This is a genomic window from Sphingomonas radiodurans, from assembly GCF_020866845.1.
Classification (GTDB): Bacteria; Pseudomonadota; Alphaproteobacteria; order Sphingomonadales; family Sphingomonadaceae; genus Sphingomonas; species Sphingomonas radiodurans.
The window spans coordinates 2,609,266-2,635,623 of the sequence record NZ_CP086594.1 but is presented as its reverse complement, the minus strand read 5'-3'; the positions used below and the strand labels follow the sequence as shown (position 1 = coordinate 2,635,623).

Sequence of the window (26,358 nt, the reverse complement as noted above, 5' to 3'; positions counted from 1 at the left end):
CTTTGCGGACGTTAATTGTCGCCGGACACGAGATTGCCGAGGCCGTGGCGATGGAGCTTGGAATAGAGGCTCTGGCGGCTGACGCCGAGAACCTCGGCCGCGGATGCGCGATTGTCCGATGTGTAGGCGAGCGCGGCCTCGATACATAGTCGCTCGATCAGATCGGTCGATTCGCGGACGATCTCCTTCAGCGACATTCGTCCGACTAGCTCTGTCAGTTGCTCGACCGACCGCGGCACGTCACGCGTAATCGCCGGCGCGTCGCGCAGCCGGCGACCGACCGATCGGATGGTGAAGCCATAGCATTCGCTGCCGGCGAGCGGCGCCACCACGCCGGATGCCTCGATCTCCTCCTCCGCGCCAGCGGACCCGCGCAGGATCGTGGCAACGTTGCGGACCGATCCATGCTCGCGCAATTGCGACATGATCAGTTCGAGATCGATGCCGGGTCGGCCGAGCCAGTTCGACAGCCGCGCGCCGGTTACCCGATCGATCGAGGCGGTCTCGGTCAATTCGACGAAGGCGGCGTTGGCGGTCAGGACGTTGAGGTCGCGATCTACCAAGACGAACGCGTCAGGCATCCGCTCGACCACTTCGGCGAGCGTTGCATCATGCCGATGGTGGTCGGATACCGCTTCGGGCGACGCGATGACGCGAACCAGGAACAGCGCGGCGCGCGCCTGGCGGAACAGCCGCGCCGACAGCGACGCGTCACCGCGCCCACCGCCCAGCCGCACCGTCACCGCGGGCAAATCATCGGCAGCTTCGGCCGCACCGAGATAGGCGACGAAATCGTCGCGATCGCCCTCATCGACGATCGTGTGGACCAACTCGCCGATCAGAGCGCCACTTGCCGCGTCGAGCAAGCGATGCGCGGCGGGATTGGCCTCGCGGATGCGGCGCGTTTCGGAATCGACGATCAGCACCGGCTCGGACGCCATGTCGAACAGGATGCGATAGCGGCTTTCGGCCTGGCGAAGCCGCATGTAATCGCGTTCGAGCGACTGCTGGGTCTGCAACAGCCGCTGCTGCATCGCGGCGGCGCCGCGCATGTCGCGACCGATCGCCACCAGCCGGCCGCCGTCACCGAGCGTCATCACCATATAGCGCACCGGCACATCGCCGCCTGCCGCGGGATGATTGACCTGGCGCCAGCGGATCGGGGTACTCGGCCGAACAGCGTCCGCGAGCATTTCAGTAATCTTGGGCCGGCTTTCGATGGTGACGGTATCGCCCCAGGACTCGCCTATCCAGTCACCGAAGCCATGGTTGGCTAGATCGCCGTGCGAGACCGCGACGTCGAGGATCGTGCCCTGCGTGGACAGGATGAACGCAACATCGCCGACCGCCGCAAGAAGCGACGCCGCGACATCAGCCGACAGCTGTCCCGGCATGGCATCGGGCCTGTCGAATGCCGTTTTCCGGCGTAGGGCAACAGGCTTGTTCATCGACGAGCGTCACGCTCCAGGAAAACTGATGAAAACTATCCGTCGAGGGGCTCCTGCTCGCGGACGCGAACGAGGTCCGCCGCCACGATCAGGGCCTGTCTGGCATCGCTTGCGGTGCCATCCGCCCCGACTTGTGTTGCCAGTTCCGGATCAGCGCTGAAAATTCGCCCACCCACCATGATGCAGACACGCGGATTTTTGGACACATTCCGTAAAGCTGCAATGACAGATGTTAGATTTGCGATATGACGATCGCAGCTAACCGTCAATCCGACCATGTCAAACCAATCTGCGCCGACACGACGAACAAGGTCCGTCGTTTCCACGCCGCTCATTCGATCAGTCACCCAGCCATCGCGCCGAAACAGTTCGTCGATCACGACCGTACCGAAATTGTGCTGGTCGCCCGGCATCGACGCAAACAGCGCACGGTGGCCGCCGATCGCGAGCATCCGATCCGCCGGCATCCGCGCGGCAATCTCGTGCACCACTTCCTGCAGCCGCCACAGCCCCATCGTAACATCGACGAAGTCGCAGCGATCCTCTTCCCAATATTCGCCCAACAGTCGCGCGGCTGGCGCCAGCAGATCGACCATCACGGTATCGACGCTGACGCCACGCGCCAGTATCGCCTCTATATGAGCGAGCAGCGCATCCGCCTCGACTTCCAGCGCGAGCGGCGCCAGTGCCGAAATCTCGCAGGCATCGATCTCCACCGCCGCAACTTCGGCTATGTCGACGGCATGGGCGATCATGAGGCGGGGGATGATCTCGCTTTCGATAAGGGTAGACAGCGACCGATCATAATCGATACTGGCAAGCGTGCGGAAAGCCGTCAGCCCATGCGCATCGGCACGATATCGTCGCGCAAGACCTGCTCCGCCAAGCTGCCCGGTCTTATTCTCGATACGCGCCAACGACGGCATACCGGCCCTCCCACCTTAGTCAGATAGTCGCGAAACGACTGGCAGAATTCCTTATTTGGGATTTTCCTGCGACTCGAAACCTATGCTCATTATGGCGCACTGACAATTGCATATCGGTGCCGCAGCTCTGAAAGTGTCAAAAATATTTTACGTCAATTTTATTTGACACTTTGTCCCTGCTCGCCTTAGTCTCGGCCCCAGACAGGATGAGGGCGAAGGCAGATCGAGATGAAGACGGGTGCGGGCAAAATCGTCGAAACGGCATCTGCCGGCCGCGACCCGCTCTACACGCCTGAACAGCGCCGCCGCCGCGACTCGACCCGGTGGACATTGGTGCAGGGCATTCTTGCCCCCGTGCAGTTCCTGATCTTTCTCATCAGCCTGGCGCTGGTGCTGCGGTACTTGAGCACTGGAGACGGCGCGCTCGCCGCGACGGTCTCGATCGTGATCAAGACGCTCACGCTCTATGCGATCATGATCACTGGCTCGATCTGGGAAAAGGTCGTGTTCGACAAGTGGTTGTTCGTCCCGGCCTTCTTCTGGGAAGACGTTTTCAGCATGCTCGTGCTGGCGCTGCACACCGCTTATCTGGTGGCGCTGGTCGGTGATTTTGGCACGGAGCGCGACCGCATGATCCTCGCGCTCGCAGCCTATGCGACTTATGCGATCAATGCCGGGCAGTTCCTGCTCAAGCTGCGTGCCGCACGGCTCCAAAGTGATGCCTCATCGACATTAGCGGTGGCGGGATGACCGCCGTGTCGCCCATCGCAACGCTCGGGTGCGAATCGGCACCGGTGCTGCGCGAACGTGGGCAGCGCGAGGTTTTCTGCGGCCTGACCGGGATCATCTGGCTGCATCGCAAGGTGCAGGACGCCTTCTTCCTTGTCGTCGGATCACGCACCTGCGCGCATCTGCTGCAATCCGCCGCGGGCGTGATGGTGTTCGCCGAACCACGGTTCGGCACCGCGATCATCGAGGAGCGCGATCTGGCCGGGATGGTCGATTGCAACGAAGAGCTCGATCGCGTGGTCGACCGGTTGCTCACCCGGCGCCCCGATATCAAGCTGCTGTTCCTCGTCGGCTCGTGCCCGTCCGAAGTGATCAAGCTCGATCTGTCGCGCGCCGCCGCGCGGCTGTCGGTCAAGCATGCCGGCGTGACGAAGATCCTCAGCTATTCCGGCTCGGGCATCGAGACGACCTTCACCGAGGGCGAAGACGCCTGCCTCGCCGCGCTGGTACCCTACCTTGCCACTGACACCTCGGACGCGCCGAGCCTGATGATCGTCGGCGCGCTGCCCGATGTTGTCGAGGATCAGTTCCTGCGGTTGTTCACGGAGCTCGGCATCGCGACGGTCCATTCGCTGCCCGCTCGCCGCGCCAACGCGATGCCGCCCGTCGGGCCGAACACCCGGTTCCTGCTCGCGCAGCCGTTCCTCGGCGAGACCGCGCGGGCGCTGGAAGATCGCGGCGCGGTACGCCTCGACGCGCTGTTCCCGTTCGGCGCCGAAGGCACGACCAACTGGCTGCATGCCGCCGCGGTCGCCTTCGGGATCGACGAAATGCACTTCCGCCGTGTCGTCGCGCCGGGCCGCGAGCGGGCCAAGCGGGCGATCAAGCATTCGCGCGAGCGGCTCGAGGGCAAGCGCATCACGTTCCTTCCCGACTCGCAGCTTGAAATCCCGCTGGCGCGCTTCCTTTCGTCCGAACTCGGGATGAAGCCGGTCGAAGTCGGCACACCGTATCTCCATCGGAAGCATTTGGCGCAGGAACTCGCGCTGCTGCCGGCCGACACGGTGATCAGTGAAGGCCAGGACGTCGATCGGCAGCTCGATCGGGTCCGCGCTGCGCAACCGGACCTGACCGTCTGCGGCCTGGGGCTTGCCAATCCGCTGGAGGCCGAAGGGCTGACGACGAAATGGGCGATCGAGCTGGTGTTCTCGCCGATCCACGGTTTCGACCAGGCCGGCGACTTGGCCGAACTTTTTGCGCGCCCGCTACGGCGGCGCGACGTGCTGAGGGTCTGAGGCGATGCAACTGACCGTCTGGACTTATGAAGGACCGCCCCATGTCGGCGCGATGCGGATCGCGACTGCGATGGAAGGCGTGCATTACGTGCTCCACGCGCCGCAAGGCGATACCTATGCCGACCTGCTGTTCACGATGATCGAGCGGCGCGGCAAGCGCCCGCCCGTCACCTACACCACCTTCCAAGCGCGCGACCTCGGCAAGGACACTGCCGAGCTGTTCCAGACCGCGGCTCGCGAGGCCTTTGAGCGCTTCAAGCCGCAGGCGATGCTGGTCGGCGCGTCCTGCACCGCCGAGCTGATCCAGGACGATCCAGCCGGCATGGCGCAGGCGATGGGTCTGCCCTGCCCGGTCGTGGCGCTCGAACTGCCGAGCTATCAGCGCAAGGAAAACTGGGGCGCGGCGGAGACCTTCTACCAACTGGTGCGCAAGCTGGTCGACAAGAGCGCCCGGGCTACGCCGCGCGACGGTCGCCGGCCGCGCGCCAATATCCTCGGGCCGACCGCGCTGGGCTTTCGCCACCGCGACGACGTGATCGAGATTACGCGGCTGCTCGGCACGATGGGCATCGACGTCAACGTCACCGCGCCGCTCGGCGCGAACCCGGCCGACCTCGCGCGGCTGCATAACGCCGATTTCAACATCTGCCTGTATCCTGAGATCGCCGATACGACCTGCCGCTGGCTGGAGAAGACCTTTGGCCAGCCGACGGTTCGCACGGTGCCGATCGGCCATGGCGCGACGCGGGAGTTCGTCGCCGAGGTTGCCGCCGTCGCCGGAGTCGATGCCGCAGCCGTACTCGACACGTCGAACATGCCGTGGTGGAGCCGCTCGGTCGACTCGACGTACCTGACCGGCAAGCGCGTCTTCATCTTCGGTGACGCAACGCATGCCATCGCCGCAGCGCGCGTGGCGCGCGACGAGCTCGGCTTCGAGGTCATCGGCCTTGGCTGCTACAATCGCGAGTTCGCGCGCGAATTGCGCGAGGCGGCCAAGCTTTACGGTGTCGAGCCGCTGATCACCGACGATTACCTCGACGTCGAAGACGCGATCCAGGCGCTCCAGCCCGAGCTGGTGCTCGGCTCGCAGATGGAGCGCCATATCGCCAAGCGGCTGCGAATCCCGTGCGCGGTGATCTCGGCGCCCGTCCATGTGCAGGATTTCCCCGCGCGCTATTCGCCGCAGATGGGGTTCGAAGGCGCCAACGTGCTGTTCGATACCTGGGTCCATCCGCTGGTGATGGGGCTGGAGGAACATCTGCTGACGATGTTTCGCGACGATTTCGAATTCTCGGACGCAAGCGGCGCGAGCCATCTGGGGCATGGCGCAGTTGCCGCCCCGGTAGTCGAAGAGCGCGTCCTCGAGCCCGTCGCTGCCGCGACAGCCCCTGCCGAACATGCCGCCGCCGTCACCTCGCCCGTCGGCGAAAAGGGAGGCTGGTCCGCCGACGCTGAAAAAGAGCTGATGAAGATCCCGTTCTTCGTGCGTGGGAAAGCACGGCGGAACACCGAGCGCTATGCCACCGAGCAGGGCATCGCCGCGATCACGCTCGAAACGCTCTACGAGGCGAAGGCGCATTATGCCCGCTAGTTCGGCCATCCCCGCCCCTCACGTTCCCGTCCGCGTGGTCATCATCACGCTCGACAACCATCTGTCGGGCGCGGTGATGCGCGCACAGGAGCATTTCGCGCGGACGTACCCGGGCGTGACGATCGGCTTCCATGCCGCCGCCGACTGGGAAGAAAAGGACGGGGCGCTCGACGCAGCCCGTGCCGACATCGCACGCGGCGACATCATCCTGATGACGATGCTGTTCCTCGAGGACCATATCCGCGCCGTCCTGCCGCAGCTCACCGCGCGCCAGAACGAGTGCGACGCGATGATCGGACTGATGTCGGCAGGCGACATCGTCAAGCTGACGCGGATGGGCGATTATCGGATGGACAAGCCCGCTACCGGGCTGCTGTCGATCATCAAGAAGATGCGCGGCACCAACAAGGCCGGAGCAAGCTCGGGCGCAGGGCAGATGGCGGTGCTTCGGCGCTTGCCCAAGCTGCTGAAGTTCGTGCCCGGCACCGCGCAGGACGTGCGGGCCTATTTCCTGACGATGCAATATTGGCTCGCAGCGTCGGACGACAACGTCGTCGACATGATCCGCGCGCTGGTCGACCGTTATGCCGCCGGCGAACGCCGCGCGCTGCGCGGCACGATGAAGGCGGATGCTCCGCGCGATTATCCCGACGTCGGCGTGTATCACCCGGCGTTGGCGCACCGCATGGCGCGCACCGTGACCGAGCTGCCGCGCCGCCGCGACCCCAAGGGGACGGTCGGGCTGCTGATGTTGCGCTCGTATGTCCTGGCAAAGGACACCGCGCATTACGATGGCGTGATCGCCGCGATGGAAGCGCGCGGCCTGGACGTGATCCCGGCGTTCGCCGGCGGGCTCGACGGCCGCCCGGCAATCGACGAATTGTTCATCAAGAACGGCGTCGCCACGGTCGATGCGGTCGTCAACCTGACCGGCTTCAGCCTGGTCGGTGGCCCGGCCTATAACGACACCGCCGCCGCCGAGGCCGTGCTGAGCAAGCTCGACCGGCCCTATATAGCCGCACATCCGGTCGAGTTCCAGACGCTACAGGCGTGGGGCGCGAACCGGCAGGGGCTGTTGCCGCTCGAATCGACGATGATGATCGCGATCCCCGAGCTGGACGGCGGCACCGTACCGATGGTGTTCGGCGGACGCTCGGACGGCTCGCATACGCCGTGCACCGGTTGCGAGCGCGGCTGCACCTTCCCCGCAGCGGGCCAGGTACGCGCGATGCAGACCTGCGCCGAGCGCGCCGAAATGCTGGCCGCGCGCGTAGTGAAGATCGTCGAACTGCGCCGCGCCGCCAATGCCGAGAAGCGCATCGCGGCCGTGCTGTTCAACTTCCCGCCGAACGCCGGTGCGGCGGGCACGGCGCAATTCCTCGCGGTGTTCGAGTCGCTCTACTCGACGCTCCAGCGGCTCGACCGCGAAGGCTATACTGTCGACGTCCCGGCTTCCGCCGACGCGGTGCGCGAGCGCATCCTCGGCGGCAATGCGGCACGCTTCGGCACCGAAGCCAATGTCCATGCCCGGGTCAGCGCCGACACGATCGTGGCCCGCGAGAAGTGGCTGAAAGAAATCGAAGCCGCTTGGGGCCCCGCCCCCGGCAAGCTGCAATCGGACGGCAAGTCGGTGCAGATCCTCGGCGCGCAATTCGGCAACGTCTTCGTCGGCATCCAGCCAGCGCTGGGTTATGAAGGCGATCCGATGCGGCTGCTGTTCGAGGGCCGTTTTGCCCCGACGCATGCCTTCGCCGCCTTCTATCGCTGGCTGAAAGAAGACTTCCGCGCCCACGCCGTGCTGCACTTCGGGACGCATGGCAGCCTCGAATTCATGCCCGGCAAGCAGACCGGCCTGACCGCTGAATGCTGGCCTGACCGGCTGATCGGCGATCTGCCCAACATCTATCTCTACGCCGCGAACAATCCGTCGGAAGGCGTGCTCGCCAAGCGCCGCTCGGGCGCGACGCTGGTCAGCTATTTGACCCCGGCACTGACCAATTCGGGCGTCTACAAGGGGCTCGCCAACCTGAAAGCGTCGGTCGATCGCTGGCGTCAGGCCGAACCGGGCAGCGACGAACTGGCCGATCTCGCCGAGCTGATCGGTGATCAGGCGACCGCGCTCGATCTCGACGGCAGCGACATCACCGCGCTTGCGGCGAAACTCTACGAGATCGAACGCGAGTTGATCCCGCAAGGGCTCCACGTCGCCGGAGCCGCGGCGACGCGCGAGGAGCGCGTCAACATGATCGCCGCATCGGCCAGCGCGCGCGGCGAATTGCTGTCGGTCGATACGATCGAGGGCATCGTCGAGGGCACGATCAAGCTCGATACGCCATTGCTCAAGGAAATGGCGTCGCTGAACACGGCGCTGTCCGCGAACGGCGAGATCGACGGCATCGTCCGCGCGTTGAACGCGCAATATATCCAGCCGGTCACGGGCGGCGACTTGCTGCGCTCGCCCGAGATCCTGCCGACCGGGCGCAACATCCACGGCTTCGACCCGTTCCGCCTGCCCTCCGCCTACGCCGTGAAAGATGGTGCCGCTCAGGCGCAGCGCCTGATCGACCGCAGTCTCGCCGACTCCGGCCATATCCCCGAGACGGTGGCGATGGTGTTGTGGGGCACCGATAATCTGAAGAGCGAAGGCGCGCAGATCGCGCAGGCGATGGCGCTGATGGGCGCGCGGCCGCGCTTCGACAGCTATAATCGGCTTGCCGGGGCGGAGCTGGTCAGTCTCGAAGAACTCGGGCGTCCGCGCATCGACGTGGTCGTCACCCTCTCGGGCGTTTTCCGCGACCTGCTACCGCTGCAAACCAGGATGATGGCAGAGGCAGCGCTGCTTGCCGCCCAAGCCGACGAGCCGGTGGAGCTGAACTTCATTCGCCGCCACAGCCTGTCGCATCAGGCCGAACATGGCTGCGACATCGAGACCGCTGCGCTGCGCGTGTTCTCCAATGCCGAGGGCGCATACGGCGCTAACGTCAATCTGATGATCGACAATGGCGCATGGACCAATCCCGACGAACTGGCCGACAGTTTCGAGCGGCAGAAGGGCTATGCCTATGGGGTCAAAGGCACGCCGGTGCGCCAGGCCGCATTGCTTTCTTCGACGCTCAAGACCGTCGATTGCGCCTATCAGAACCTCGAAAGCGTCGAACTCGGCATCACCACGATCGACCAATATGTCGACACGCTGGGCGGTATCAGCCGCGCCGTTACGCGCGCCAAGGGCGGTCAGTCAGCCCCGGTCTATATCGGCGACCAGACGCAAGGCGCGGGCAAGGTCCGGTCCCTGCAGGAACAGGTCGCGCTCGAAACCCGCACCCGCATCCTAAACCCCGTGTGGACCGAGGGCCTGCTCCGCCACGGTTACGAAGGCGTGCGCCAGATCGAGGGCAGCGTCACCACGACGATGGGCTGGTCGGCGACGACCGGCGAGGTCGATCCCTGGGTCTACCAACGGATCGGCGAAACCTATGTGCTCGACGCCGAGATGCGCGAGCGGATCGCTGCGCTCAACCCGCGCGCGGCGGCACGCGTCGCCAACCGGCTGATCGAAGCCAGCGACCGTAATTACTGGCAACCCGACGCGGCGACGCTCGCCGCACTCCATGCCGCAAGCGATGAACTCGAGGATCGTCTCGAAGGCATCACCGCGGTCGCGGCATAAGGAATTTACCATGGCCCTATTCGATCCCCCAGCACGCGGACTTGACGGCGACGGCTCGCTCCAGGTCGCGCTCGACCCCAATGACCGGATCGGCAACGCGAAGGTGTTCGCCGTCTACGGCAAGGGCGGGATCGGCAAGTCGACGACCTCGTCGAACCTTTCCGCCGCTTTCTCGCTGCTCGGCAAGCGCGTGCTCCAGATCGGCTGCGATCCCAAACACGACAGCACCTTCACGCTGACCAAGAAGCTGATGCCGACCGTCATCGACGTGCTCGAGACGGTCAACTTCCACGGCGAAGAGCTTCGGCCCGAGGATTACATGTTCGAGGGCTTCAACGGCGTCATGTGTGTCGAGGCCGGCGGGCCACCGGCGGGCACCGGCTGCGGCGGTTATGTCGTCGGGCAGACGGTGAAGCTGCTCAAGCAGCACCATTTGCTCGAAGAAACCGACGTTGTGCTGTTCGACGTGCTGGGTGATGTCGTGTGCGGCGGGTTCGCCGCGCCGCTGCAGCATGCCGAGCGCGCCGTGGTCGTGGCGTCAAACGACTTCGACAGCATCTTCGCGATGAATCGCATCGTCGCGGCGATCAAGGCGAAGTCGAAGAATTACGACGTGCGGATGGCGGGCGTGATCGCCAACCGTTCGTCGGCGACCGACGAGATCGACCGCTTCAACGAGGCGACCGGGCTCAAGCGCCTCGCCCACTTCCCCGATCTCGACGCGATCCGCCGTTCGCGGCTGAAGAAATGCACGCTGTTCGAGATGGAGCAGACCCCCGAGGTCGCCGCGGTGTGCGATGAGTACAAGCGGCTGGCTGCGACGATGTGGGCCGGGCTTCCCGCGCTCGCCGCCGAGCCGATGAAGGACCGCGACATCTTCGAATTCCTGGGATTCGAATGAGATGACGACGGCGACCTACGACCGCTTCCGCGGCGACCTCACCGCCTATTTCGACCGCACCGCGTCAAAGGCGTGGGAGCAACTGACCTCTGACGCACCGGTCAGCGGCATCCGCGCGACGGTTCGCGCCGGGCGGACAGAGATGCGCGATACGCTGCTGTCGTGGCTGCCGGCCGACATGACCGGGCTGCGGTTGCTCGATGCGGGCTGCGGCACCGGGGCGCTCGCGGTCGAGGCGGCGCAGCGCGGGGCGAATGTGGTCGCGATCGATGTCGCTGGCAGCCTCGTCAAGATTGCCCGTGACCGCGCACCGCAGGGTCTGAACATCGATTGGCGCGTCGGCGACATGCTTGATCCGTCGCTCGGCCGCTTCGATCATGTCGTCGCGATGGATTCGCTGATCCATTACAAGACGTTCGACATCGTCGACGTCATCCGCACGCTGGGCGACCGTACCGGCAGGTCAATTGCCTTTACCTTCGCGCCGCAGACCCCGCTGCTGATGGCGATGCTCGGCATCGGCCGGCTGTTCCCGCGCAGCGACCGTTCGCCCGCGATCATCCCCGTCCCCGAGCGGCTGTTGCGGACGCTGATCCGCAGCGCCCTGCCAGCCGCGCGGATCGGGCGGTCGACGAAAATTTCGGCAAGCTTCTACAAGAGCCATGCGCTCGAGGTGTTGACCGCGTGAACGAAATGGCCGCCTTCAGAGCCTCGCTGGCGCCGCTACCGCGGCCCGACGGCGCGGCCGCGAGCGGGCGCGTCGCGTCGCTCAAGAATGGGACGTTCTGGAATAGGGTCGGCACCCGTTTCCTCCCCTTCGCCGACGCCGCGAGCGCGGAATTGCCGCTCAGCCAGATCCTTCGGCTGTCGCTGTTCCAGATCTCGGTCGGCATGGCGGCCGTGCTGCTGACCGGCACGCTCAATCGTGTAATGATCGTCGAGCTGGGCATGTCGGCCTCGATCGTCGCGGCGATGGTGTCGTTGCCGCTGCTGTTCGCGCCCTTGCGCGCGCTGATCGGTTTCCGCTCGGATACTCACCGCTCGCTCCTCGGATGGAAGCGCGTGCCGTATATCTGGTTCGGCACGTTGCTGCAGTTCGGTGGCCTTGCGCTGCTGCCGTTCGCGCTGCTGCTGATGACCGCGGGCAGTGCGGGCACCGCGCTGGCCGGCTATATCGGTGCGGGTGTCTCCTTCCTGCTGGTCGGCGCGGGCATGCACACGACGCAGACCGCCGGCCTAGCGCTCGCCACCGACCTCGCGACGGAGGAAACCCGCCCGCGCGTCGTGGCGCTGCTTTACGTCATGCTGCTGGTCGGAATGATGGTGAGTGCGCTGGTGATCGGCCGCGCGCTTGCTGATTTCACGCCGACCAAGCTGGTCCAGATCATTCAGAGCGCCGCCGTTCTGACGATGGTGCTCAACATCATCGCGCTGTGGAAGCAGGAAGCGCGCAACCGCCCGGCGGCAACCGCCGTCCGTGAGGTGCGCCCGGACTTCCGCGCCGTCTGGGCGACGTTCGTCGAACGGCCGGACACGAAGCGGCTGCTGATCACGGTAGGTCTGGGTGCTGCGGCGTTCAGCATGCAGGACGTGCTGCTCGAGCCTTATGGCGGCCAGATCCTTGGCCTCTCGGTGGGTGCGACGACGTCGCTTACCGCCTTGTGGGCACTGGGCATGCTGGCCGGCTTCGCCTGGGCTGCGCGGCAGCTGGCGGCGGGTGCCGATCCGCACCGATTGGCGGGTTTCGGTGCGGTCGCCGGGATCGGCGCCTTCTTCTGCGTGATCTTCGCCGGGCCGTTCGAGGCCCCTGTCCTGCTCGCGATCGGCGCGACGTTCATCGGCGCTGGTGCCGGACTGTTCTCGGTCGGCACGCTGACCGCCGCGATGGCGCTATCCGATGAGGGCCGCACTGGCCTCGCACTCGGCGCCTGGGGCGCGGTGCAAGCGACGGCTGCGGGCCTTGCCATCATGATCGGCGCCTTCGCGCGCGACATCGTTTCTGCCGCGGCGGTCGACAACCGCTTCGGTTCGACGCTCGCTGGGCCAACGGCCGGCTATACATTCGTCTATTGTTGCGAGATCGTGCTGCTGCTCGGCACCCTAGTTGCGCTCGGGCCGCTCGTTCGCGGATCCCGCCATGCTTCCGCACCCCAAACCGTTCGCTTCGGCCTCAGCGAATTTCCGATCTGAAAGGCACGTCATGCATCCTGATCTGACCCCTGGCATCGATGTCGCCCTGCTTGTTTTCTGGGCGTTCGTTCTCTTTTTCGTAGGACTGGTTTTTTACCTGCGCCGCGAAGACCGCCGAGAAGGCTATCCGCTCGAAGAGGAAATGACGGGGCAGATCCGGCGCCCTGGCGGCGTCCTGTCGACCGCGTCGACGAAGTCGTTCCTGCTGCCCTTTGGTCACGGCACCGTGACCGCGCCGACCGGCGGCCGCGATCCGTACAAAATCGCTGCTCGGATGACCGATCGTTTCGCCGGTGCGCCTTACGCCCCCACCGGCAATCCGCTGGTCGACGGCATCGGACCGGCGGCCTGGGCGAACCGCGCCAAACGCCCCGACATCGACATGGAAGGCCATCCGCGCATCGTGCCGCTGAGCATCGCGGCCGATTTCACTATCGCCTCGCCTGATCCGACGCTGATCGGCTGGCCGATCATCGGCGCCGACGGCGCGGTCGCCGGCACGGTCGCTGAGCTGTGGATCGACAAGTCCGACCGGCTGGTCCGCTACATGCAGCTCGCCGGGGAAGGCGCGCCAGCGCTGGTGCCGATCTTCATGGCACGGGTCGAACGCGGCAAGCGCCGTGTCGTCGTCGATGCGCTGAATGCGGCGGACTTCGCCGGCGTGCCGCGGCTCGACGCGGTCGACCAGATCACGCTGTACGAAGAAGAGCGCGTCCAGGCTTACTTCGGCGGCGGTTATCTTTACGCCAACGCCAGCCGGCAGGAGCCAATCCTGTGACCGAATATGCGAACGAACCAATCCGCGGCCTGCCCGGTCTGCTGCCACCGGGCGAACGCATCATCTGGCAGGGATCGCCTGACTGGCGCATGCTGGCGCGAACGGCGTTTCATACGCGGCTCGTTGCCGGTTACTTCGTCGTCCTGTCGGCGATCGCCGCGGGCTTCTCGCTGACCGGCAGCGGCTATACCGGCGTGGTGATGACCTTCACGCTCGGCGTAGTCGGGGTTGCGTTGTTGCATCTGCTGGCATGGGGCTCGGCACGGACGACGATCTACACGCTGACCAACCGGCGGATCGTGCTGCGCATCGGCATGGCCGTCCCCAAGTGCATCAACCTGCCGCTGGTGACGATCGGCTCGGTCGACCTCGCCGCGCGTGACGGTGGCACTGGCGATGTCCCACTGACGCTGACGGGTACGCCGACGATCGGTTATCTCGCGCTGTGGCCGCATGCGCAGCCCTACCGGATCAACCGCCCGCGGCCGATGCTGCGCTCGGTACCGGACGCGACGGCGGTTGCCGCGCTGATCGCGCGAACCTGCCTTGCGGTTAATCCTGCCGGGCTTACGGTGGTTCCGGAGACGGCGCACCCATCGATGCCGTCCTTTTTAGGAGCCCAGGCAGCATGAACACCGCTCGCCGCCAGCCAGAGATGCTGCCACGTGGCACGCTGATCCTCGCCGGCGCCTTGGTAGCCTTCGCGTTCGGCTCGGCACTGATCGTCCGGGTCGCCGGCATACCACCTGCCGCATCGCCGGCCGCGATGCGCGCAGAAGCAAATATCCAGCCTGTTGCCACCCGCACGCTACGGTTCTTCGACCGCGCCGACGGGGCAGTCGTGATCCAGGACGTCGGCAGCAACACCATCGCATCGGTGATCGAGCCGGGCGAAGAGACCGGCTTCATCCGTGGCGTAATGCGCGGCCTTGCGCGCGAACGGCGGATGCATGGCGTCGGCAATCAGCCCCCTTTCACGCTCACCGCGTGGCGCGACGGCCAACTTTCGCTGACCGACACCGCCACGGGCCGCTCGATCGAGATGACCGCATTCGGATCGAGCAATCGCGCCGCCTTCGCTGCGCTGCTGCCCAAAACCGTCACCACCACCGCGAGCGTGGCTCGATGATCGCGCTGCGCCGCACCTCGTTCGACACGGCCTGCCGGGTCGAGGTCGAAGTCAGCGACGAATATTGCCGCGCGAATGTGGTGCTGGCGAACGACTATGAAGTCGGCCCTGGCGACCGCGTGCGTGTTCATGGCGCACCGATCCGCGTCGGTTTCGGCGAGCGCCGCGTCGAGAATCGCATCGCCACGGTCGAGCGCGCCAGCACGGTCGAGCGGCTGTGGACCAAGTTCGCCGGCCATTTTGAGATGGCGGAGCTCTACGAAGTCAGTTTTTCGGATCGGACCACGGTATGAACGCCTTCAGCAAGATCGATCCGATGGCGATCGCGCGCGAAGACACGGTGCTATCGCCGCGCTTCTACACGACCGATTTCGCCGCGATGGACCGGATCGACGTGTCGCCGGTGCGCCACGAATGGGACGCGCTGATCGGCGAAATGGTGGACGATCCTAACCGGCTCCACTTCAAGCGGACGGAAGCGTTCGACGGCGTGATTGAGAGCCTGCCCGATGGCCTGCGCGAGGAATTCACCGACTTCCTCGTCAGCTCGTTGACGGCGGAATTCTCGGGCTGCATCCTCTACGCCGAGATCGCCAAGCGGGTGAAGAACCCCGATATCAAGCAATTGTTCAAGCTGATGAGCCGCGACGAGAGCCGTCACGCCGGCTTCATCAACGATACGCTGAAGGATGCCGGGATCGGGATCGACCTGGGCTTTCTGACGCGGACCAAGAAATACACGTACTTCCGGCCGAAGTTCATCTTCTACGCGACCTATCTGAGCGAGAAGATCGGCTATGCGCGCTACATCACGATCTTCCGCCATCTGGCGCGGCACCCGGAACTTCGCTTCCACCCGATCTTCAACTGGTTCGAACTGTGGTGCAACGACGAGTTCCGGCACGGTGACGCCTTCGCGATCCTGATGCGCACCGATCCCAAGCTGCTGACCGGCATCAACAAATTGTGGATCCGCTTCTTCCTCGTGGCGGTGTACGCGACGATGTACGTGCGCGATCACAACCGGCCTGCGTTTCACAAGGCGCTCGGCATCGATCCGACCGAATATGATCGGCGCGTGTTCACGATCTGCTCGGAGATCACGCGTCAGGTGTTCCCGGTGGTGCTCGACACCGACAGCCCCCGCTTCGCGCGCGGACTGGAGCGGATGCGGGGTATCGCAGGGGCGATCGACACCGCAACGAAGCAAGGCGGGATCGTTGGCGGCATCAAACGTGTCGGCCTTATGGGGGCGGCAGCAGTCGCCTTCGCGCGGCTCTACCTGACGCCGGTGAAGCGCAACGAAGCGCCCGCCACCGTCCGGATGGTCCCGGCCTGGTGAGCCTGCCGCCGCTCCTGTTCGCGCTGCTGATGTGGTTCGTCGGTACGGCCGCCGTCGTGTGGCTCGACAGCCGCCCGCGCGCCACGTTCCGCACCAGCCTTATCGTTTCCGCGGTCGTCGCGGTGATCGCGATGGTGCTGGTTTGGGCGCACGCGGACAGCGTGAGCGCGAGCGGCGCGTATCTCGGCTTCGGCGCGGCGATCGTGATCTGGGGCTGGCACGAGATGAGCTTCCTGATGGGCGAGGTCGCCGGGCCGAACCGCTTGCCTTGCCCACCCGGAGCGGTGGGCTGGACGCGGTTCAAGGCCGCGACCGCGACCGTTATCCATCACGAGCTGGCCATCGCGGCAACCGCGTTGCTGCTGTTCGCGATCACCTGGGGGCAGCCCAACCAGACGGCGCCGCTGACCTTCCTGCTGCTGTTCGTGCTGCGGCTGTCTGCCAAGTTCAACCTGTACCTGGGCGTGCCGAATCTGAGCGACGAGGTGTTCCCCGAGCATCTCGCCTATCTCAAGAGCTATTTCCGCACGCGCGCGATGAACGCGCTATTTCCGTTTTCGATCGTAGGCAGCAGCGCGCTTGCGGTGTGGGCGTGGACGGCGGCGGAAGCTGCCCCGGCGGGCAGCGGCGCAGCGGCGAGCGGGACATTGCTTGCGGGGCTGGCGGTGCTCGGGGTGGTCGAGCATCTGTTCCTCGTCCTGCCGATGCGTGATGCAAAGATGTTCCGGTGGGCATCGAACAACAACAATAACAGGGCGGCAGAAGCCGCCGTCAGCGAATGAGCGGGAGAGGGTTATGAACTACGAAGCGGTCTTCACGGAGCAGCTGGGCGAATTGCGCGACGCGGGAAACTACCGTGTTTTTGCAGAGCTCGAGCGCCAGGCCGGCAACTTCCCGCACGCCAAGCGCTGGACCGAGGACGGGGAAGTCCAGGACGTCACCGTATGGTGTTCGAACGACTATCTCGGCATGGGCCAGCACCCCAAGGTGCTCGACGCGATGCACAAGACGCTCGACCGTTGTGGCGCCGGCGCCGGGGGCACGCGCAACATCTCGGGCACCAATCACCAGCATGTGCTGCTCGAGGCCGAACTGGCTGACCTTCACGGTAAGGAAGCAGCGCTGATCTTCACCTCGGGCTATGTCTCGAACTGGGCGGCGCTCTCCACCCTCGCCTCGCGGCTGCCCGACTGCATCGTGCTGTCGGACGCACTGAACCATGCATCGATGATCGAGGGCATTCGTCACAGCCGCGCCGAGTGCAAGCGCTGGCGGCACAATGATGTGGCCCACCTCGACGAGCTGTTGTCGCAGGTCGCCCCGGGACGCGCCAAGCTGGTCGCGTTCGAGAGCGTCTATTCGATGGACGGCGACATTGCGCCGATCGCGGAGATTCTCGACGTGTGCGAGAAGCACGGCGCGCTGACCTATATCGACGAAGTCCATGGGGTTGGCCTGTACGGGCCGCGCGGCGGCGGCGTTGCAGAGTCACTGGGGCTGATGCACCGCATCGACGTGATCGAGGGGACGCTGGGCAAGGCCTTCGGCGTCATGGGCGGCTATATCACCGCCTCGAAGAACCTGTGCGATTTCGTCCGCAGCTTCGCGAGCGGCTTCATCTTCTCGACGGCGCTGCCCCCCGCGGTTGCGGCCGGCGCGACCGCAGCAATCCGGCACCTCAAGGAAAGCCAGATCGAGCGTGTGCGGCACCAGAACCGGGTGAAGATCGTTCGCCAGCGGCTCGATGCGATGGGCATTCCGCATTTGCCCAACCCCAGCCACATCATCCCGGTGATGGTCGGCGATCCGCACCACGCCAAGATGATCAGCGACTGGCTGATGGACAATCACGGCATCTATGTTCAAGCGATCAACTATCCCACCGTCCCCAAGGGCACCGAGCGGCTGCGCATCACGCCTTCGCCGGTCCATACCGATGGCGACATCGACCGGCTGATCACCGCGCTCAGCGAAATCTGGTCGCAGTGCGCGCTCGCGCGTCGGGAAATGGCGGCGTAATTCCTACTCTACCGACGTGTCGGGGTCTGGAAGTGCAGGATATTGCCACCCCGCTGCGGCGGACGGATGTTGATCCGTCCAGAACAAGAGGCTGACCACGCTGCCATCGCGCGTTTGACGCAGGAGGCATTCGCCGGTGCCAGGCATGCCAGCGGCACCGAGGCGCAGATCGTGTCTCGGCTGCGTTCCGCAGGTGATTTGACCCTTTCACTGGTGGCGGAAGACGGGACCGTGGTTGTCGGTCACGTCGCCTTTTCCCCTGTAACGATCAATTTCGTCGACCGAGGGTGGTTCGGGCTTGGCCCAATATCCGTTACGCCAGCCCGACAGCGTCAAGGAATTGGGTCGTCGTTGATCCGCGACGGTCTGGAACGGCTCTGCGCGCTAGGGGCGGCCGGCTGTGTCTTGTTGGGTGATCCGGGCTATTATGGCCGCTTCGGGTTCGAGCGGGATGCGCGGCTTTGGTATGACGGCGCACCGCCGGAATACTTCATGCGATTGTCGCTCACTGGCGGAGACGTGCCGATTGGCCGCGTCGAATATGCGCCAGCCTTCTCTGGTTAAGGCGAAGTTTGCGCCGCCATGTGAGGTGCGTGGTACCGGGCTGTTGACCTGTAGCGAGGCTAATCGTGCAGGCGACGACGAAGGCTCCACAGCGCCAGGGTAACCCCTGCGACGACGAGCGGAACGGCAATGGCCATTGCCCATTCGTGATGCAGTCCTGGCACCGCGTGGAGGACGTAGCTGATCAGCGCGATCAGATAGTAGCTGATCGCCACCACCGAGAGCCCCTCGACGGTCTGCTGCAAACGCAACTGCAGGTGCGTGCGGCGATCCATCGACGTCAGCAGATCGCGATTCTGTTTCGCCAGCGCGATATCGATGCGGGTGCGCAGCAATTCGCTGGTCCAGGCCGCGCGCTGCGACAGGTTCTCGAGCCGGGTGGAAAAGCTCTCACACGTCCGCACCGCCGGGGTGAGCCGGCGTTCGGTGAAGTCGGCCAGCGTCTGATTGCCGCGCACCCGGCCGATCCGGAGCGACGCCAGCCGATCGCTGCTGAGCTGGGCATAGGCGCGCGTGGCGCTCATCCGATAGCGCGTCTCAGCGACCATCCGCGCGAGCTCGGCCGACAGATAGGTGAGTTCGTCGAGCAGCCGATCGTCCTCCGACCGGCGCTCCGAAACGGCGCGCGTTAGATCGGCCAGACGAGATTCGAGATCGGTCACCGCCGGCGTCAGGTGCTGCGCGAGTGGCAGCCCGAGCAGCGCCATGTTGCGGTAGTTGCCGAGTTCCTGCAGCCGCTGCACGAGCTGTGCCGGCTCGTCGCCGGCAAGATCGCGATCAAGCACGATCAACCGGCCATAGCCATCGGGATGCAGCCGGAAATCGGACACGATGCGCGCCGCGCCGTCGTCAACGTCGCAGACGACGGTTCCTTCGGCCGAGAACCAGGCTTCGTGCTGCGCGGGGGTCAGATCGGGTGTGCCACGTGCCATGATGGCGATCTGCGTAGCGCGTACGACATCGCCGGGCATGTCGGCGAGGATGGCAGTGAGTTGCGGCTCGAAGCGAGCGGGATCGAACGGCTCGTCGAAGGCACCGCTACGGATCAGCGTGTAGCTCGCGAACTCGGTATGCCCTTCCCACACGAGGGTGACGTCACCGAGCGCGAGCACACCGTATTTGCTGGCGATCGGCACCGTTACACGGCCAGTTTGCGCCAGCGTCTCGACATGACGGCGCGCAGCGTCACCCGCCTTTTCGCCGACGACCGTCACGATCTGCATCATTCGGCATGGGGCGGAGAACCGCGGCAGCCGACGAACATGCATTTCATCCGAGATCGCCGAACGCAGCGCGTGGTTGGCGATCATGCGTCGATTTCGATCGAACCCGCGCCGCCACCGCAAGGCGCGGCGCGGGATGCAATCACTTCTGCGTCGCGGTCGGCGACGGTTCGGTCTTGTCCGTCATCGACGACGGATCTCTGAACGCGGCCGGGATAGCCTCGGCAGGACCGACTTCAGGCGCGGCTGTCAGCATGTCCGGGCCCTTCAGCGATGGCGCCTGGGCGATCATGCTGCGGCCGCCGAGCGGCTTGGGCAGGCCCTGGTGGCACGTCGTGCAATTGACCTTGTACGGATCGCCCTGCGGCCCCTTGCGGTTGGCGGGGAACACCGATGCCAGAGACGTGATGTAATTTTCGTTGACGTCGCGGACCATGCGGATGCCGTAATAGGCCGTGCCGCGTTGCGCGCGGCTGAGGTTCCATGCGCGGAACGACTGGCTGTTGTGGCAATAGGTGCAATTGACGCCCAGCGCGGTGCTGACGTGCATCATCAGCCCGTAGCTCGCCTCGGCATCCTTGATCGACACCACATGGTTCGGCGACGCCAGCGCCTGGTCAGAGGCAACGCGGATGTTGCCCTTGCCCTGGAAATAGGCGGCGAACGGATCCGACGGCAAAGATGCATAGCCGACGTTCGGATCGGGCGTGTTCTGGCCACGCTTGTTACCGCGGATCGTGCCAGTACCCAGCGAGTTCTGCGCCACGGCCCACACGTTGAGTGGCACCGCATTGCCGGCATGGCACGTGTAGCACGTCACGCCGGTTTTCTGGACGTGGCTCGACCAGCGCGAGTTGATCGTCTGCGTCATCTGCAACATGCGACGCGCGACGATCTTGGTGTACTTCTCGTCGGACGCCATGTTTTCAGGGTTGTGGCAGTAGTTGCAGCCCTGTTCCGGCGGGGCGACCCACTGCGTGATCGACGCCATCAGGTGGTTGAAACGCTCGGCGCTTACCGCGCCGAGAACCTTCACGTTCTGATAGGTCTGCGCAGCGGTCGGCCCGCCGTCTGGCGGCAGAGGATACGGCTCCGGTGGGAGCGCCGTCGCCTCCTTGATGCTGCTGACGTCGACGATCTGCTCGAGCCCGGTGCCGCGAAAGCCGGTCTGGGTCGACATCTTGGCGCCAGGTTCGCAACCGGCGAGCAGCAGGGTCGCTGCCGCCGCCGCGACGGTTGTGGTGACGTATCGGCTCATTGCACCGCTCCCGGCAAGCTGGAAGGATCGATGACGCCGGTATCGGGATAGCTTGGAGCGATCTGATTGATCACACCCCACAGATACCAATTGTCCACGACCGTTCCGGTCAACAAGATCCCGATCCCGCCGGTCAGCGGGCACAGTACCGCAAACCACCACGCCCAGCGATGGATCGATTCGGCGGTGGCGTTGAACCCCATCGTCCAGCGCCAGAACAAGGCGCCACGTTCGAACGCGGTACCGCGATCGGTGATCTGCTCGATTTCGCGCTCACTGCCATAGCGGCCCGTCGCCAGCACGGTCGCGCCGTGCATCGCGAACAGCATCGTCGAACCGTAGAGGAAGACGATCGAGAGAGCGTGGAAGGGATTGTAGAAGAGATTGCCGTAGCGGATCGAGAAAGCCGCAGTCCAATCAAGGTGTGGGAAGATACCGAACGGCACCGCCTCCGCCCAGCTGCCCATCAGCAGCGGCCTGACGAAGCCGAGGATCAGGATCAGGAAGATGCCGGCGCCGAATGCCCAGGCAACGTGGCTACCCATTCCGAGCTCGCGTGCGCGGCGGAAGGTGCGCAGCCACCACAGGATCAGCGCGCTCGACATGAAGAAGCCCGCCATTTGCCACCAGCCGCCTTCGGCAAGTGGCACGAACGGCGTGAAGCCCCATTCCGGTCCTGGCGGTTCAAGCGCCAGCCAAGGCAGCTGCCGGGCGAACTGGATCGGATCCCAGTTGACGCTGGCCCACATGTTCAGCCCGATGATCTCGAACGCGAGGAAGGCGCATACCAGCGAGGCGATGCCCAGCTTGCCGAGGTAGATCGGCCCGATCTGCGCTGCGCCAAGCTTGCCGGCCCAGTAATTGTAGGTGCTCAGATCGCCGCGGGCGAAGCTGCCGGGGGGCAGCGGCGGCCCCTTTTCCAGCGGGCCGCGCAGCTGAACCTGCGTGAATATATTCTGATAGCGTATCATCGCCTATCCCCCTCTTACGACCAGATCGGCAGGTTGAGCCACCACGACCACCATTCAGGCCAACCGCGCGTCCATAGCGGGCCGGAGATGATGATGCAGATCGCGCTCCAGAAGCCCGCCGACAGCGCCAGGAAGAGGCCTAGCCGGTGAATGCCGAGCGTACCGATCGAATAGCCGATCGTGTCGCGGAAGAAGGCGTCTTCATACTCTGGCGACTTGACCTCTTCGCCCTTGGGCGGATTGACCGAAGACAGCACCAGCGCGCCGTGGAAGGCAAGCGCCCCGCCCGTCACGAAGAAGAAGCTAACCGCCAGCATATGTGCGGGATTGTAGTGGAAATGCAGATATTGGTAGCCGGTGTTCGACACCCAATCGAGATGACTGAAGATGCCGTAGGGAAAGCCGAAGCCCCAGGCACCCATCATTACAGGGCGGATCACCACCAGGCTGACGTAGGCGAAGATCGCGAACGCGTAGGCGAAGGGCACGTGATACCCCATGCCTAGCTTCCGACTGATCTCGACCTGACGCAATGCCCAGGACGAGAACGCCGCGATCGCACAGACTGTGATGATTTGCCAAAGGCCGCCCTCGCGGAGCGGCGCCAGCCCCAGACCGTAACTGATGTCAGGTGGGGCGATGTTGATCAGCCAGGGGTTCCACGTATCTCCCAGCGAGGCCGCATAGAAGATCAGCGCGGTGCCCAGCGAGGCGGTGATCGCGGCGATGACTCCGAAGAACCCGACGTAGAACGGGCCGACCCAGAAGTCGAAGAGGTCGCCGCCGAGCAGCGTGCCACCCCTGACTCGATATTTTCGTTCGAAGCTCAGCAGTGCCATGCCCACACCCCTCGATCGCCGCGCAGGCAGCGGATCGCCTTTTCAAAATTATCTCCATCCCGAGCGGGTGGTCCGGCGTCGAAAGCCAGACCCACCCACTCGAAATCGCTCGTCCAGGACCGTTCAGGTACCCGTCGTAGCAGGAGCCGTCGCCGCAACCGGTGCGGTGCGCGGACCATCAAGCCAATTGAACTTGTTCGTGCTGAGCAGGATGAAGTGAATCAGCAGTGCCAATACGAACAGGAAAATGAACAGCGCGACCAGCGAACGACGCGGGTCAAATATGAGCCAGACTCTCCACATGATGTGGTTCCTTTTTATTGAGGGCCGGAAGTTTCAGTCGATCAGAGCCAAGGGCGCCACAGCCACACCAGAATATGCGCGCCAACCGCGACCAGTGTGAACAAAATGAAGCTGCTCATGAAGATCTTGTGGAACTCCTTGGCTTCTTCGGCGGTCAGGTAGTTTCCTGGCCCCATCCGCTCGTCAGTGTGTCTTACATCGCTCATTTCACGTCTCCGTTTTCCCCGACGAGGACAGGAGCGTGAAGCGCGCTCCCCGTGGGTATCCGCGCGGGCGTGATGCCCACGGGATGGTTGATCCGCCCGAACCGCGATGGCTCGAACGAAATGGTCTTGCCGCGGCTCATGGCCGGCGGCTTTCGGTGATCGCCAGCGCTAGGCGCTGGGTGGTGACGGATGGCTCGCCGGCGCGCCGCGCGGCACGCTCGGCGGCGTCGCGGATACGCTTGGCAGCGGAAATGCGGACCAGCACCGGTTCGCGCTCGACGACGGCATCGAGCTCGGACTTGGCGGCTTCCTCCCACAGCAATTCACGCTCGAGCCGCGCCAGCGTCGGCTCGGCCTTATCGAGCTGGCCGGCGAGCGGCAGGATATGGAAGAGCGCGTCGAACAGCGCGTTGCACACTTCCTGGATCAGATAGGTCGCGCCGGCATAGCCCATGAACGGCGTGCCGGTGTGGCGGCGGATCACCGCGCCGGGGAAGCTGGCGGGGATATAGACGCTGCGCCCGCCTGCCTCGGCCATGTACATGCGCTCGTTGAAGCTGCCGAACAGCACCAGCGGCGGGTTGGTGGCGATCATGTCCTTGATCGACTGATTGTCCGACTTCGCCCCCGCGCAGCGCGACACCGCGAAGTTGCAGGGCAGGCCCATGTCGTCTTCGAGGAACTTGCGGATGCCGCGCGCATAGGTGTCGGTCGCGACGATGCCGAAGCTCGCGGTGCCGAAGAAATCCTGCGTGACCGAGCGCCACAGATCCCACAGCGGCTTGATGGTGGTATGCTTCTCGCGCTCGATGAACGGCTCGGGATCGAGGCCGGTCAGCTCGCCCAACTTGCGCAGGAACAGCGTTGTGCTTTCGAGCCCGATCGGTGCCTGGAGATACGGGCGTTCGAGCGCTTCGCACAGCCCGCGGCCGAATTCGCGATACATGCAGACATTGACCTGCGCGTTGGCGAGCTTCTTGACGTCGGCGAGGTGGCTGCCAAGAGGGAAGGCCATGTTGACCTCGGCGCCGATGCCCTCGATCAACCGGCGGATCTCCGCCAGATCCGACGGCATGTTGAACGTGCCGTACATTGGGCCGATGATGTTGACGCGCGGGCGTTCGCCTTCACGCAGCGCCTTGAGCGCCGGCACCTTCTTCGGCCCGAACTGGGTCCACAGCCACGTCAAGGCACGGTCGCCCGACTGCCATTGATCCTCGTCGATCGTTCGCGGCAGGAAGCGCTGGATATTCGTGCCCTCGGGCGTCACGCCGCCGCCGATCATCTCGGCGATAGAGCCGGTGACGACCACCGCAGGCAGATCGGGATCGAGCGTCGCCCAGGCACGCTTCATGGCGCCTTCGGTGCCGTCGCGGCCGAGCTCCTGTTCGCCGAGGCCAGTGACGACAATCGGCAGCTCGTGCGGCGGCAAGCCATCGGTATAGTGCAGCACCGAAGTGACCGGCAGGTTCTCGCAGCCGACCGGGCCGTCGATGATGACCTGCAGACCCTTGATGGCGGTGAACGCGTAGACCGCGCCCCAATAACCACCCGCGCGGTCGTGATCGATGATGAGGGTCATGTGCCGATATGCTCTTCGGCCTTCGCGGCAGCGATGCGCTTGGCTGCGAATTTGGCCTTGTATTCCGGGCGATCGACCGGGGTATTTTCCCATACGCCAGCGGTCGGGCCGCGGCCGACGCCTTCGAAAAAGGCAGTCATCTTGTCGAAGCGGTGCTGGTTGCCGAGCGCAGCGTTGACGACCGTTGCCAGGCTGCCCGCTCCTGCCGCGCCCATCAGCGGCCGCGCCGAAATCAGGTTCGTGAAGTACAGTGCCGGGAGCGACTTCTGCTTGGCGTGTTGAACGACCGGCGTGGTGCCGATCGCCAAATCGGGGCCGAACTCGCTGATCGCGGCGATGTCCTGTTCGAGGCTGGCGCGGTATTGCACGCGGCAGCCCTTGGACTCGAGCCATTCACGATCGGGATCGGACCATTTGGTGCGCGGGCACGCGGTGCCGACATAGGGCACGTCCGCGCCACTTTCGATCAGCAGCCGCGCGACGAGCAGTTCGGAGCCTTCATAACCAGATACCGTGATCCGGCCGGCGATCGGCTTGGCGGCGAGCGCGCTACGGATCGCCGGGATGAAGCGGTTCTTGGCGAGATCGACCTGATGCTGGGCGACGCCGCAAGCCGCGCCGATCGCATCGAGCCAGGCCGCGGTGCCATCCGCACCGACCGGCGCCGAGCCGACAATGCTGCGACCAGCGGCTTCAAACTCGCGGATGCTGGCGGTGTAGAACGGGTGGATCGCACCGACGACCGCGCAATCGAGCGCCGAATACAGTTCGCGCCACTCGCGCGTCGGCACGACAGGACCAGCGGCCAGACCCAGAGGCTCGAGCAGCAGCCCGATGCCGGGTGGGTCGGCGGGGAACATCTCGCCCAGCAACGTGACCGTCGGGCGATCGACACGTGTCGCTGGCGCCGCGACCGGGCCGACTTCGGCCTCCTTGCGCGCATAGGCGAGCATCGCGCCGGCAAGTACGTCCTTCGCCTCGGCATGCGTCGGCACACCAAAGCCCGGCACATCGATGCCGATCACCCGGACGCCGTTGATCTGATCGGGCAGCAACTGCAGCGGCACGCCACTGGCGGTCGGCACGCACAGGTTGGTGACAACGATCGTATCATAGAGTGCCGGGTCGGCCAGATCATGGACCGCATCGCGGATGTCTTCGAACAGCTTGCCGGTGACGAGCGTTTCGGAGCTGAACGGCACGTAGCCGACGCTGCGCTTGGCGCCGTAGAAATGCGCCGTGAACGTCAGGCCATAAACGCAGCAGGCCGATCCCGAGAGCACCGTCGCGGTGCGGCGCATCCGCAAGCCAACGCGCAAGGATCCGAACGCCGGACACATGGATTGCGGCTGATCGTGCGGGCCTTTGGGATAATCGGCGGCGTAGCGGTCGAG

At 64.9% G+C, this 26,358-nt stretch carries 25 protein-coding genes; 15 read left to right on the top strand and 10 right to left on the bottom strand.

Features of this window, described 5'->3' with window-relative positions:
* Nucleotides 1–11 precede the first annotated feature (11 nt).
* Together ppsR and LLW23_RS12230 are read right to left on the bottom strand one after the other, a co-directional pair.
* The gene (gene ppsR, locus LLW23_RS12235) at nucleotides 12–1,394 is read right to left on the bottom strand and encodes a transcriptional regulator PpsR (RefSeq protein WP_228945793.1); all 1,383 of its coding nucleotides are present in this window, start codon (nucleotides 1,392–1,394) and stop codon (nucleotides 12–14) included.
* Between the two features lie 89 nt (nucleotides 1,395–1,483).
* Nucleotides 1,484–2,374 (bottom strand): cobalamin B12-binding domain-containing protein, encoded by an 891-nt coding sequence (locus tag LLW23_RS12230; RefSeq protein WP_228945792.1) that lies wholly within the window; start codon nucleotides 2,372–2,374, stop codon nucleotides 1,484–1,486.
* Between the two features lie 228 nt (nucleotides 2,375–2,602).
* Here LLW23_RS12230 and bchF point away from each other — a divergent pair, with 228 nt between their 5' ends.
* The 15 genes from bchF to LLW23_RS12155 all read left to right on the top strand — a co-directional run bounded on the left by bchF (nucleotide 2,603) and on the right by LLW23_RS12155 (nucleotide 18,582).
* Nucleotides 2,603–3,124 (top strand): 2-vinyl bacteriochlorophyllide hydratase, encoded by a 522-nt coding sequence (gene bchF / locus LLW23_RS12225; RefSeq protein ID WP_228945791.1) that lies wholly within the window; start codon nucleotides 2,603–2,605, stop codon nucleotides 3,122–3,124.
* 5 nt (nucleotides 3,125–3,129) lie between these two features.
* A complete protein-coding gene (locus LLW23_RS12220; protein WP_408641958.1) occupies nucleotides 3,130–4,398 on the top strand; it encodes a ferredoxin:protochlorophyllide reductase (ATP-dependent) subunit N in 1,269 nt (422 codons plus the stop codon).
* 4 nt (nucleotides 4,399–4,402) lie between these two features.
* Nucleotides 4,403–5,989 (top strand): ferredoxin:protochlorophyllide reductase (ATP-dependent) subunit B, encoded by a 1,587-nt coding sequence (bchB, locus tag LLW23_RS12215; RefSeq protein WP_228945789.1) that lies wholly within the window; start codon nucleotides 4,403–4,405, stop codon nucleotides 5,987–5,989.
* The gene (locus LLW23_RS12210; RefSeq protein WP_228945788.1) at nucleotides 5,979–9,659 is read left to right on the top strand and encodes a magnesium chelatase subunit H; all 3,681 of its coding nucleotides are present in this window, start codon (nucleotides 5,979–5,981) and stop codon (nucleotides 9,657–9,659) included. The genes bchB and LLW23_RS12210 overlap by 11 nt, the downstream gene beginning before the upstream one ends.
* Before the next feature lie 10 nt (nucleotides 9,660–9,669).
* Nucleotides 9,670–10,560, top strand: a complete 891-nt coding sequence (bchL, locus tag LLW23_RS12205) for a ferredoxin:protochlorophyllide reductase (ATP-dependent) iron-sulfur ATP-binding protein (RefSeq protein ID WP_228945787.1) — start codon at nucleotides 9,670–9,672, stop codon at nucleotides 10,558–10,560.
* A 1-nt stretch (nucleotide 10,561) separates the two neighbouring features.
* Nucleotides 10,562–11,248, top strand: coding sequence for a magnesium protoporphyrin IX methyltransferase (gene bchM, locus LLW23_RS12200; protein ID WP_228945786.1), 687 nt, complete (start codon nucleotides 10,562–10,564; stop codon nucleotides 11,246–11,248).
* 5 nt (nucleotides 11,249–11,253) lie between these two features.
* Nucleotides 11,254–12,750 carry a BCD family MFS transporter gene (locus LLW23_RS12195; protein WP_228945785.1) on the top strand — a complete coding sequence of 499 codons (1,497 nt, stop codon included), beginning with the start codon at nucleotides 11,254–11,256 and terminating at the stop codon, nucleotides 12,748–12,750.
* A gap of 10 nt (nucleotides 12,751–12,760) precedes the next feature.
* Entirely contained in the window at nucleotides 12,761–13,528 is a 768-nt protein-coding gene (gene puhA / locus LLW23_RS12190) for a photosynthetic reaction center subunit H (RefSeq protein ID WP_228945784.1), read from the top strand.
* Nucleotides 13,525–14,160 carry a photosynthetic complex putative assembly protein PuhB gene (gene puhB, locus LLW23_RS12185; protein ID WP_228945783.1) on the top strand — a complete coding sequence of 212 codons (636 nt, stop codon included), beginning with the start codon at nucleotides 13,525–13,527 and terminating at the stop codon, nucleotides 14,158–14,160. The genes puhA and puhB overlap by 4 nt, the downstream gene beginning before the upstream one ends.
* The gene (gene puhC, locus LLW23_RS12180; RefSeq protein WP_228945782.1) at nucleotides 14,157–14,657 is read left to right on the top strand and encodes a photosynthetic complex assembly protein PuhC; all 501 of its coding nucleotides are present in this window, start codon (nucleotides 14,157–14,159) and stop codon (nucleotides 14,655–14,657) included. The genes puhB and puhC overlap by 4 nt, the downstream gene beginning before the upstream one ends.
* Nucleotides 14,654–14,950, top strand: coding sequence for a hypothetical protein (locus LLW23_RS12175; protein WP_228945781.1), 297 nt, complete (start codon nucleotides 14,654–14,656; stop codon nucleotides 14,948–14,950). The genes puhC and LLW23_RS12175 overlap by 4 nt, the downstream gene beginning before the upstream one ends.
* A complete protein-coding gene (acsF, locus tag LLW23_RS12170; protein WP_228945780.1) occupies nucleotides 14,947–15,999 on the top strand; it encodes a magnesium-protoporphyrin IX monomethyl ester (oxidative) cyclase in 1,053 nt (350 codons plus the stop codon). The genes LLW23_RS12175 and acsF overlap by 4 nt, the downstream gene beginning before the upstream one ends.
* Nucleotides 15,996–16,781, top strand: coding sequence for a putative photosynthetic complex assembly protein PuhE (gene puhE / locus LLW23_RS12165; protein ID WP_228945779.1), 786 nt, complete (start codon nucleotides 15,996–15,998; stop codon nucleotides 16,779–16,781). Before acsF ends, puhE begins: the two co-directional genes overlap by 4 nt.
* A 13-nt stretch (nucleotides 16,782–16,794) precedes the next feature.
* The gene (gene hemA / locus LLW23_RS12160) at nucleotides 16,795–18,018 is read left to right on the top strand and encodes a 5-aminolevulinate synthase (protein ID WP_228945778.1); all 1,224 of its coding nucleotides are present in this window, start codon (nucleotides 16,795–16,797) and stop codon (nucleotides 18,016–18,018) included.
* Nucleotides 18,019–18,084: 66 nt separating this feature from the next.
* Nucleotides 18,085–18,582 (top strand): GNAT family N-acetyltransferase, encoded by a 498-nt coding sequence (locus tag LLW23_RS12155; RefSeq protein ID WP_228945777.1) that lies wholly within the window; start codon nucleotides 18,085–18,087, stop codon nucleotides 18,580–18,582.
* A 59-nt stretch (nucleotides 18,583–18,641) separates the two neighbouring features.
* Here the strand turns inward: LLW23_RS12155 and LLW23_RS12150 are convergent, their stop codons facing one another.
* The 8 genes from LLW23_RS12150 to bchY all read right to left on the bottom strand — a co-directional run bounded on the left by LLW23_RS12150 (nucleotide 18,642) and on the right by bchY (nucleotide 26,304).
* A complete protein-coding gene (locus LLW23_RS12150; RefSeq protein ID WP_228945776.1) occupies nucleotides 18,642–19,892 on the bottom strand; it encodes a DUF3422 family protein in 1,251 nt (416 codons plus the stop codon).
* Nucleotides 19,893–19,947: 55 nt separating this feature from the next.
* On the bottom strand, nucleotides 19,948–21,063 hold the full coding sequence (gene pufC, locus LLW23_RS12145) for a photosynthetic reaction center cytochrome PufC (RefSeq protein ID WP_228945775.1): 1,116 nt from the start codon (nucleotides 21,061–21,063) through the stop codon (nucleotides 19,948–19,950).
* Entirely contained in the window at nucleotides 21,060–22,034 is a 975-nt protein-coding gene (gene pufM / locus LLW23_RS12140; protein WP_228945774.1) for a photosynthetic reaction center subunit M, read from the bottom strand. The genes pufC and pufM overlap by 4 nt, the downstream gene beginning before the upstream one ends.
* Nucleotides 22,035–22,048: 14 nt before the next feature.
* Nucleotides 22,049–22,873: a photosynthetic reaction center subunit L gene (pufL, locus tag LLW23_RS12135; protein WP_228945773.1), complete on the bottom strand. Its 825-nt coding sequence runs from the start codon at nucleotides 22,871–22,873 to the stop codon at nucleotides 22,049–22,051.
* Nucleotides 22,874–22,996: 123 nt separating this feature from the next.
* The gene (pufA, locus tag LLW23_RS12130) at nucleotides 22,997–23,176 is read right to left on the bottom strand and encodes a light-harvesting antenna LH1, alpha subunit (RefSeq protein WP_228945772.1); all 180 of its coding nucleotides are present in this window, start codon (nucleotides 23,174–23,176) and stop codon (nucleotides 22,997–22,999) included.
* 41 nt (nucleotides 23,177–23,217) lie between these two features.
* The gene (gene pufB / locus LLW23_RS12125) at nucleotides 23,218–23,382 is read right to left on the bottom strand and encodes a light-harvesting antenna LH1, beta subunit (RefSeq protein ID WP_228945771.1); all 165 of its coding nucleotides are present in this window, start codon (nucleotides 23,380–23,382) and stop codon (nucleotides 23,218–23,220) included.
* A 136-nt stretch (nucleotides 23,383–23,518) separates the two neighbouring features.
* Nucleotides 23,519–24,964 carry a chlorophyllide a reductase subunit Z gene (gene bchZ / locus LLW23_RS12120; protein ID WP_228945770.1) on the bottom strand — a complete coding sequence of 482 codons (1,446 nt, stop codon included), beginning with the start codon at nucleotides 24,962–24,964 and terminating at the stop codon, nucleotides 23,519–23,521.
* Nucleotides 24,961–26,304, bottom strand: coding sequence for a chlorophyllide a reductase subunit Y (bchY, locus tag LLW23_RS12115; protein ID WP_228948570.1), 1,344 nt, complete (start codon nucleotides 26,302–26,304; stop codon nucleotides 24,961–24,963). The genes bchZ and bchY overlap by 4 nt, the downstream gene beginning before the upstream one ends.
* Nucleotides 26,305–26,358: the final 54 nt, after the last annotated feature.

Coding starts and splice junctions, on each gene's coding strand:
- LLW23_RS12195 (WP_228945785.1), top strand. CDS start 11,254: ATGGCCGCCTTCAGAGCCTCGCTGGCGCCGCTACCGCGGCCCGACGGC.
- pufC (WP_228945775.1), bottom strand. CDS start 21,063: ATGAGCCGATACGTCACCACAACCGTCGCGGCGGCGGCAGCGACCCTG.
- puhA (WP_228945784.1), top strand. CDS start 12,761: ATGCATCCTGATCTGACCCCTGGCATCGATGTCGCCCTGCTTGTTTTC.
- LLW23_RS12175 (WP_228945781.1), top strand. CDS start 14,654: ATGATCGCGCTGCGCCGCACCTCGTTCGACACGGCCTGCCGGGTCGAG.
- bchY (WP_228948570.1), bottom strand. CDS start 26,304: ATGTGTCCGGCGTTCGGATCCTTGCGCGTTGGCTTGCGGATGCGCCGC.
- puhC (WP_228945782.1), top strand. CDS start 14,157: ATGAACACCGCTCGCCGCCAGCCAGAGATGCTGCCACGTGGCACGCTG.
- ppsR (WP_228945793.1), bottom strand. CDS start 1,394: ATGCCGGGACAGCTGTCGGCTGATGTCGCGGCGTCGCTTCTTGCGGCG.
- LLW23_RS12155 (WP_228945777.1), top strand. CDS start 18,085: ATGTTGATCCGTCCAGAACAAGAGGCTGACCACGCTGCCATCGCGCGT.
- bchZ (WP_228945770.1), bottom strand. CDS start 24,964: ATGACCCTCATCATCGATCACGACCGCGCGGGTGGTTATTGGGGCGCG.
- LLW23_RS12210 (WP_228945788.1), top strand. CDS start 5,979: ATGCCCGCTAGTTCGGCCATCCCCGCCCCTCACGTTCCCGTCCGCGTG.
- LLW23_RS12150 (WP_228945776.1), bottom strand. CDS start 19,892: ATGATCGCCAACCACGCGCTGCGTTCGGCGATCTCGGATGAAATGCAT.
- acsF (WP_228945780.1), top strand. CDS start 14,947: ATGAACGCCTTCAGCAAGATCGATCCGATGGCGATCGCGCGCGAAGAC.
- pufB (WP_228945771.1), bottom strand. CDS start 23,382: ATGAGCGATGTAAGACACACTGACGAGCGGATGGGGCCAGGAAACTAC.
- pufM (WP_228945774.1), bottom strand. CDS start 22,034: ATGATACGCTATCAGAATATATTCACGCAGGTTCAGCTGCGCGGCCCG.
- bchB (WP_228945789.1), top strand. CDS start 4,403: ATGCAACTGACCGTCTGGACTTATGAAGGACCGCCCCATGTCGGCGCG.
- bchM (WP_228945786.1), top strand. CDS start 10,562: ATGACGACGGCGACCTACGACCGCTTCCGCGGCGACCTCACCGCCTAT.
- LLW23_RS12230 (WP_228945792.1), bottom strand. CDS start 2,374: ATGCCGTCGTTGGCGCGTATCGAGAATAAGACCGGGCAGCTTGGCGGA.
- pufL (WP_228945773.1), bottom strand. CDS start 22,873: ATGGCACTGCTGAGCTTCGAACGAAAATATCGAGTCAGGGGTGGCACG.
- bchL (WP_228945787.1), top strand. CDS start 9,670: ATGGCCCTATTCGATCCCCCAGCACGCGGACTTGACGGCGACGGCTCG.
- hemA (WP_228945778.1), top strand. CDS start 16,795: ATGAACTACGAAGCGGTCTTCACGGAGCAGCTGGGCGAATTGCGCGAC.
- bchF (WP_228945791.1), top strand. CDS start 2,603: ATGAAGACGGGTGCGGGCAAAATCGTCGAAACGGCATCTGCCGGCCGC.
- pufA (WP_228945772.1), bottom strand. CDS start 23,176: ATGTGGAGAGTCTGGCTCATATTTGACCCGCGTCGTTCGCTGGTCGCG.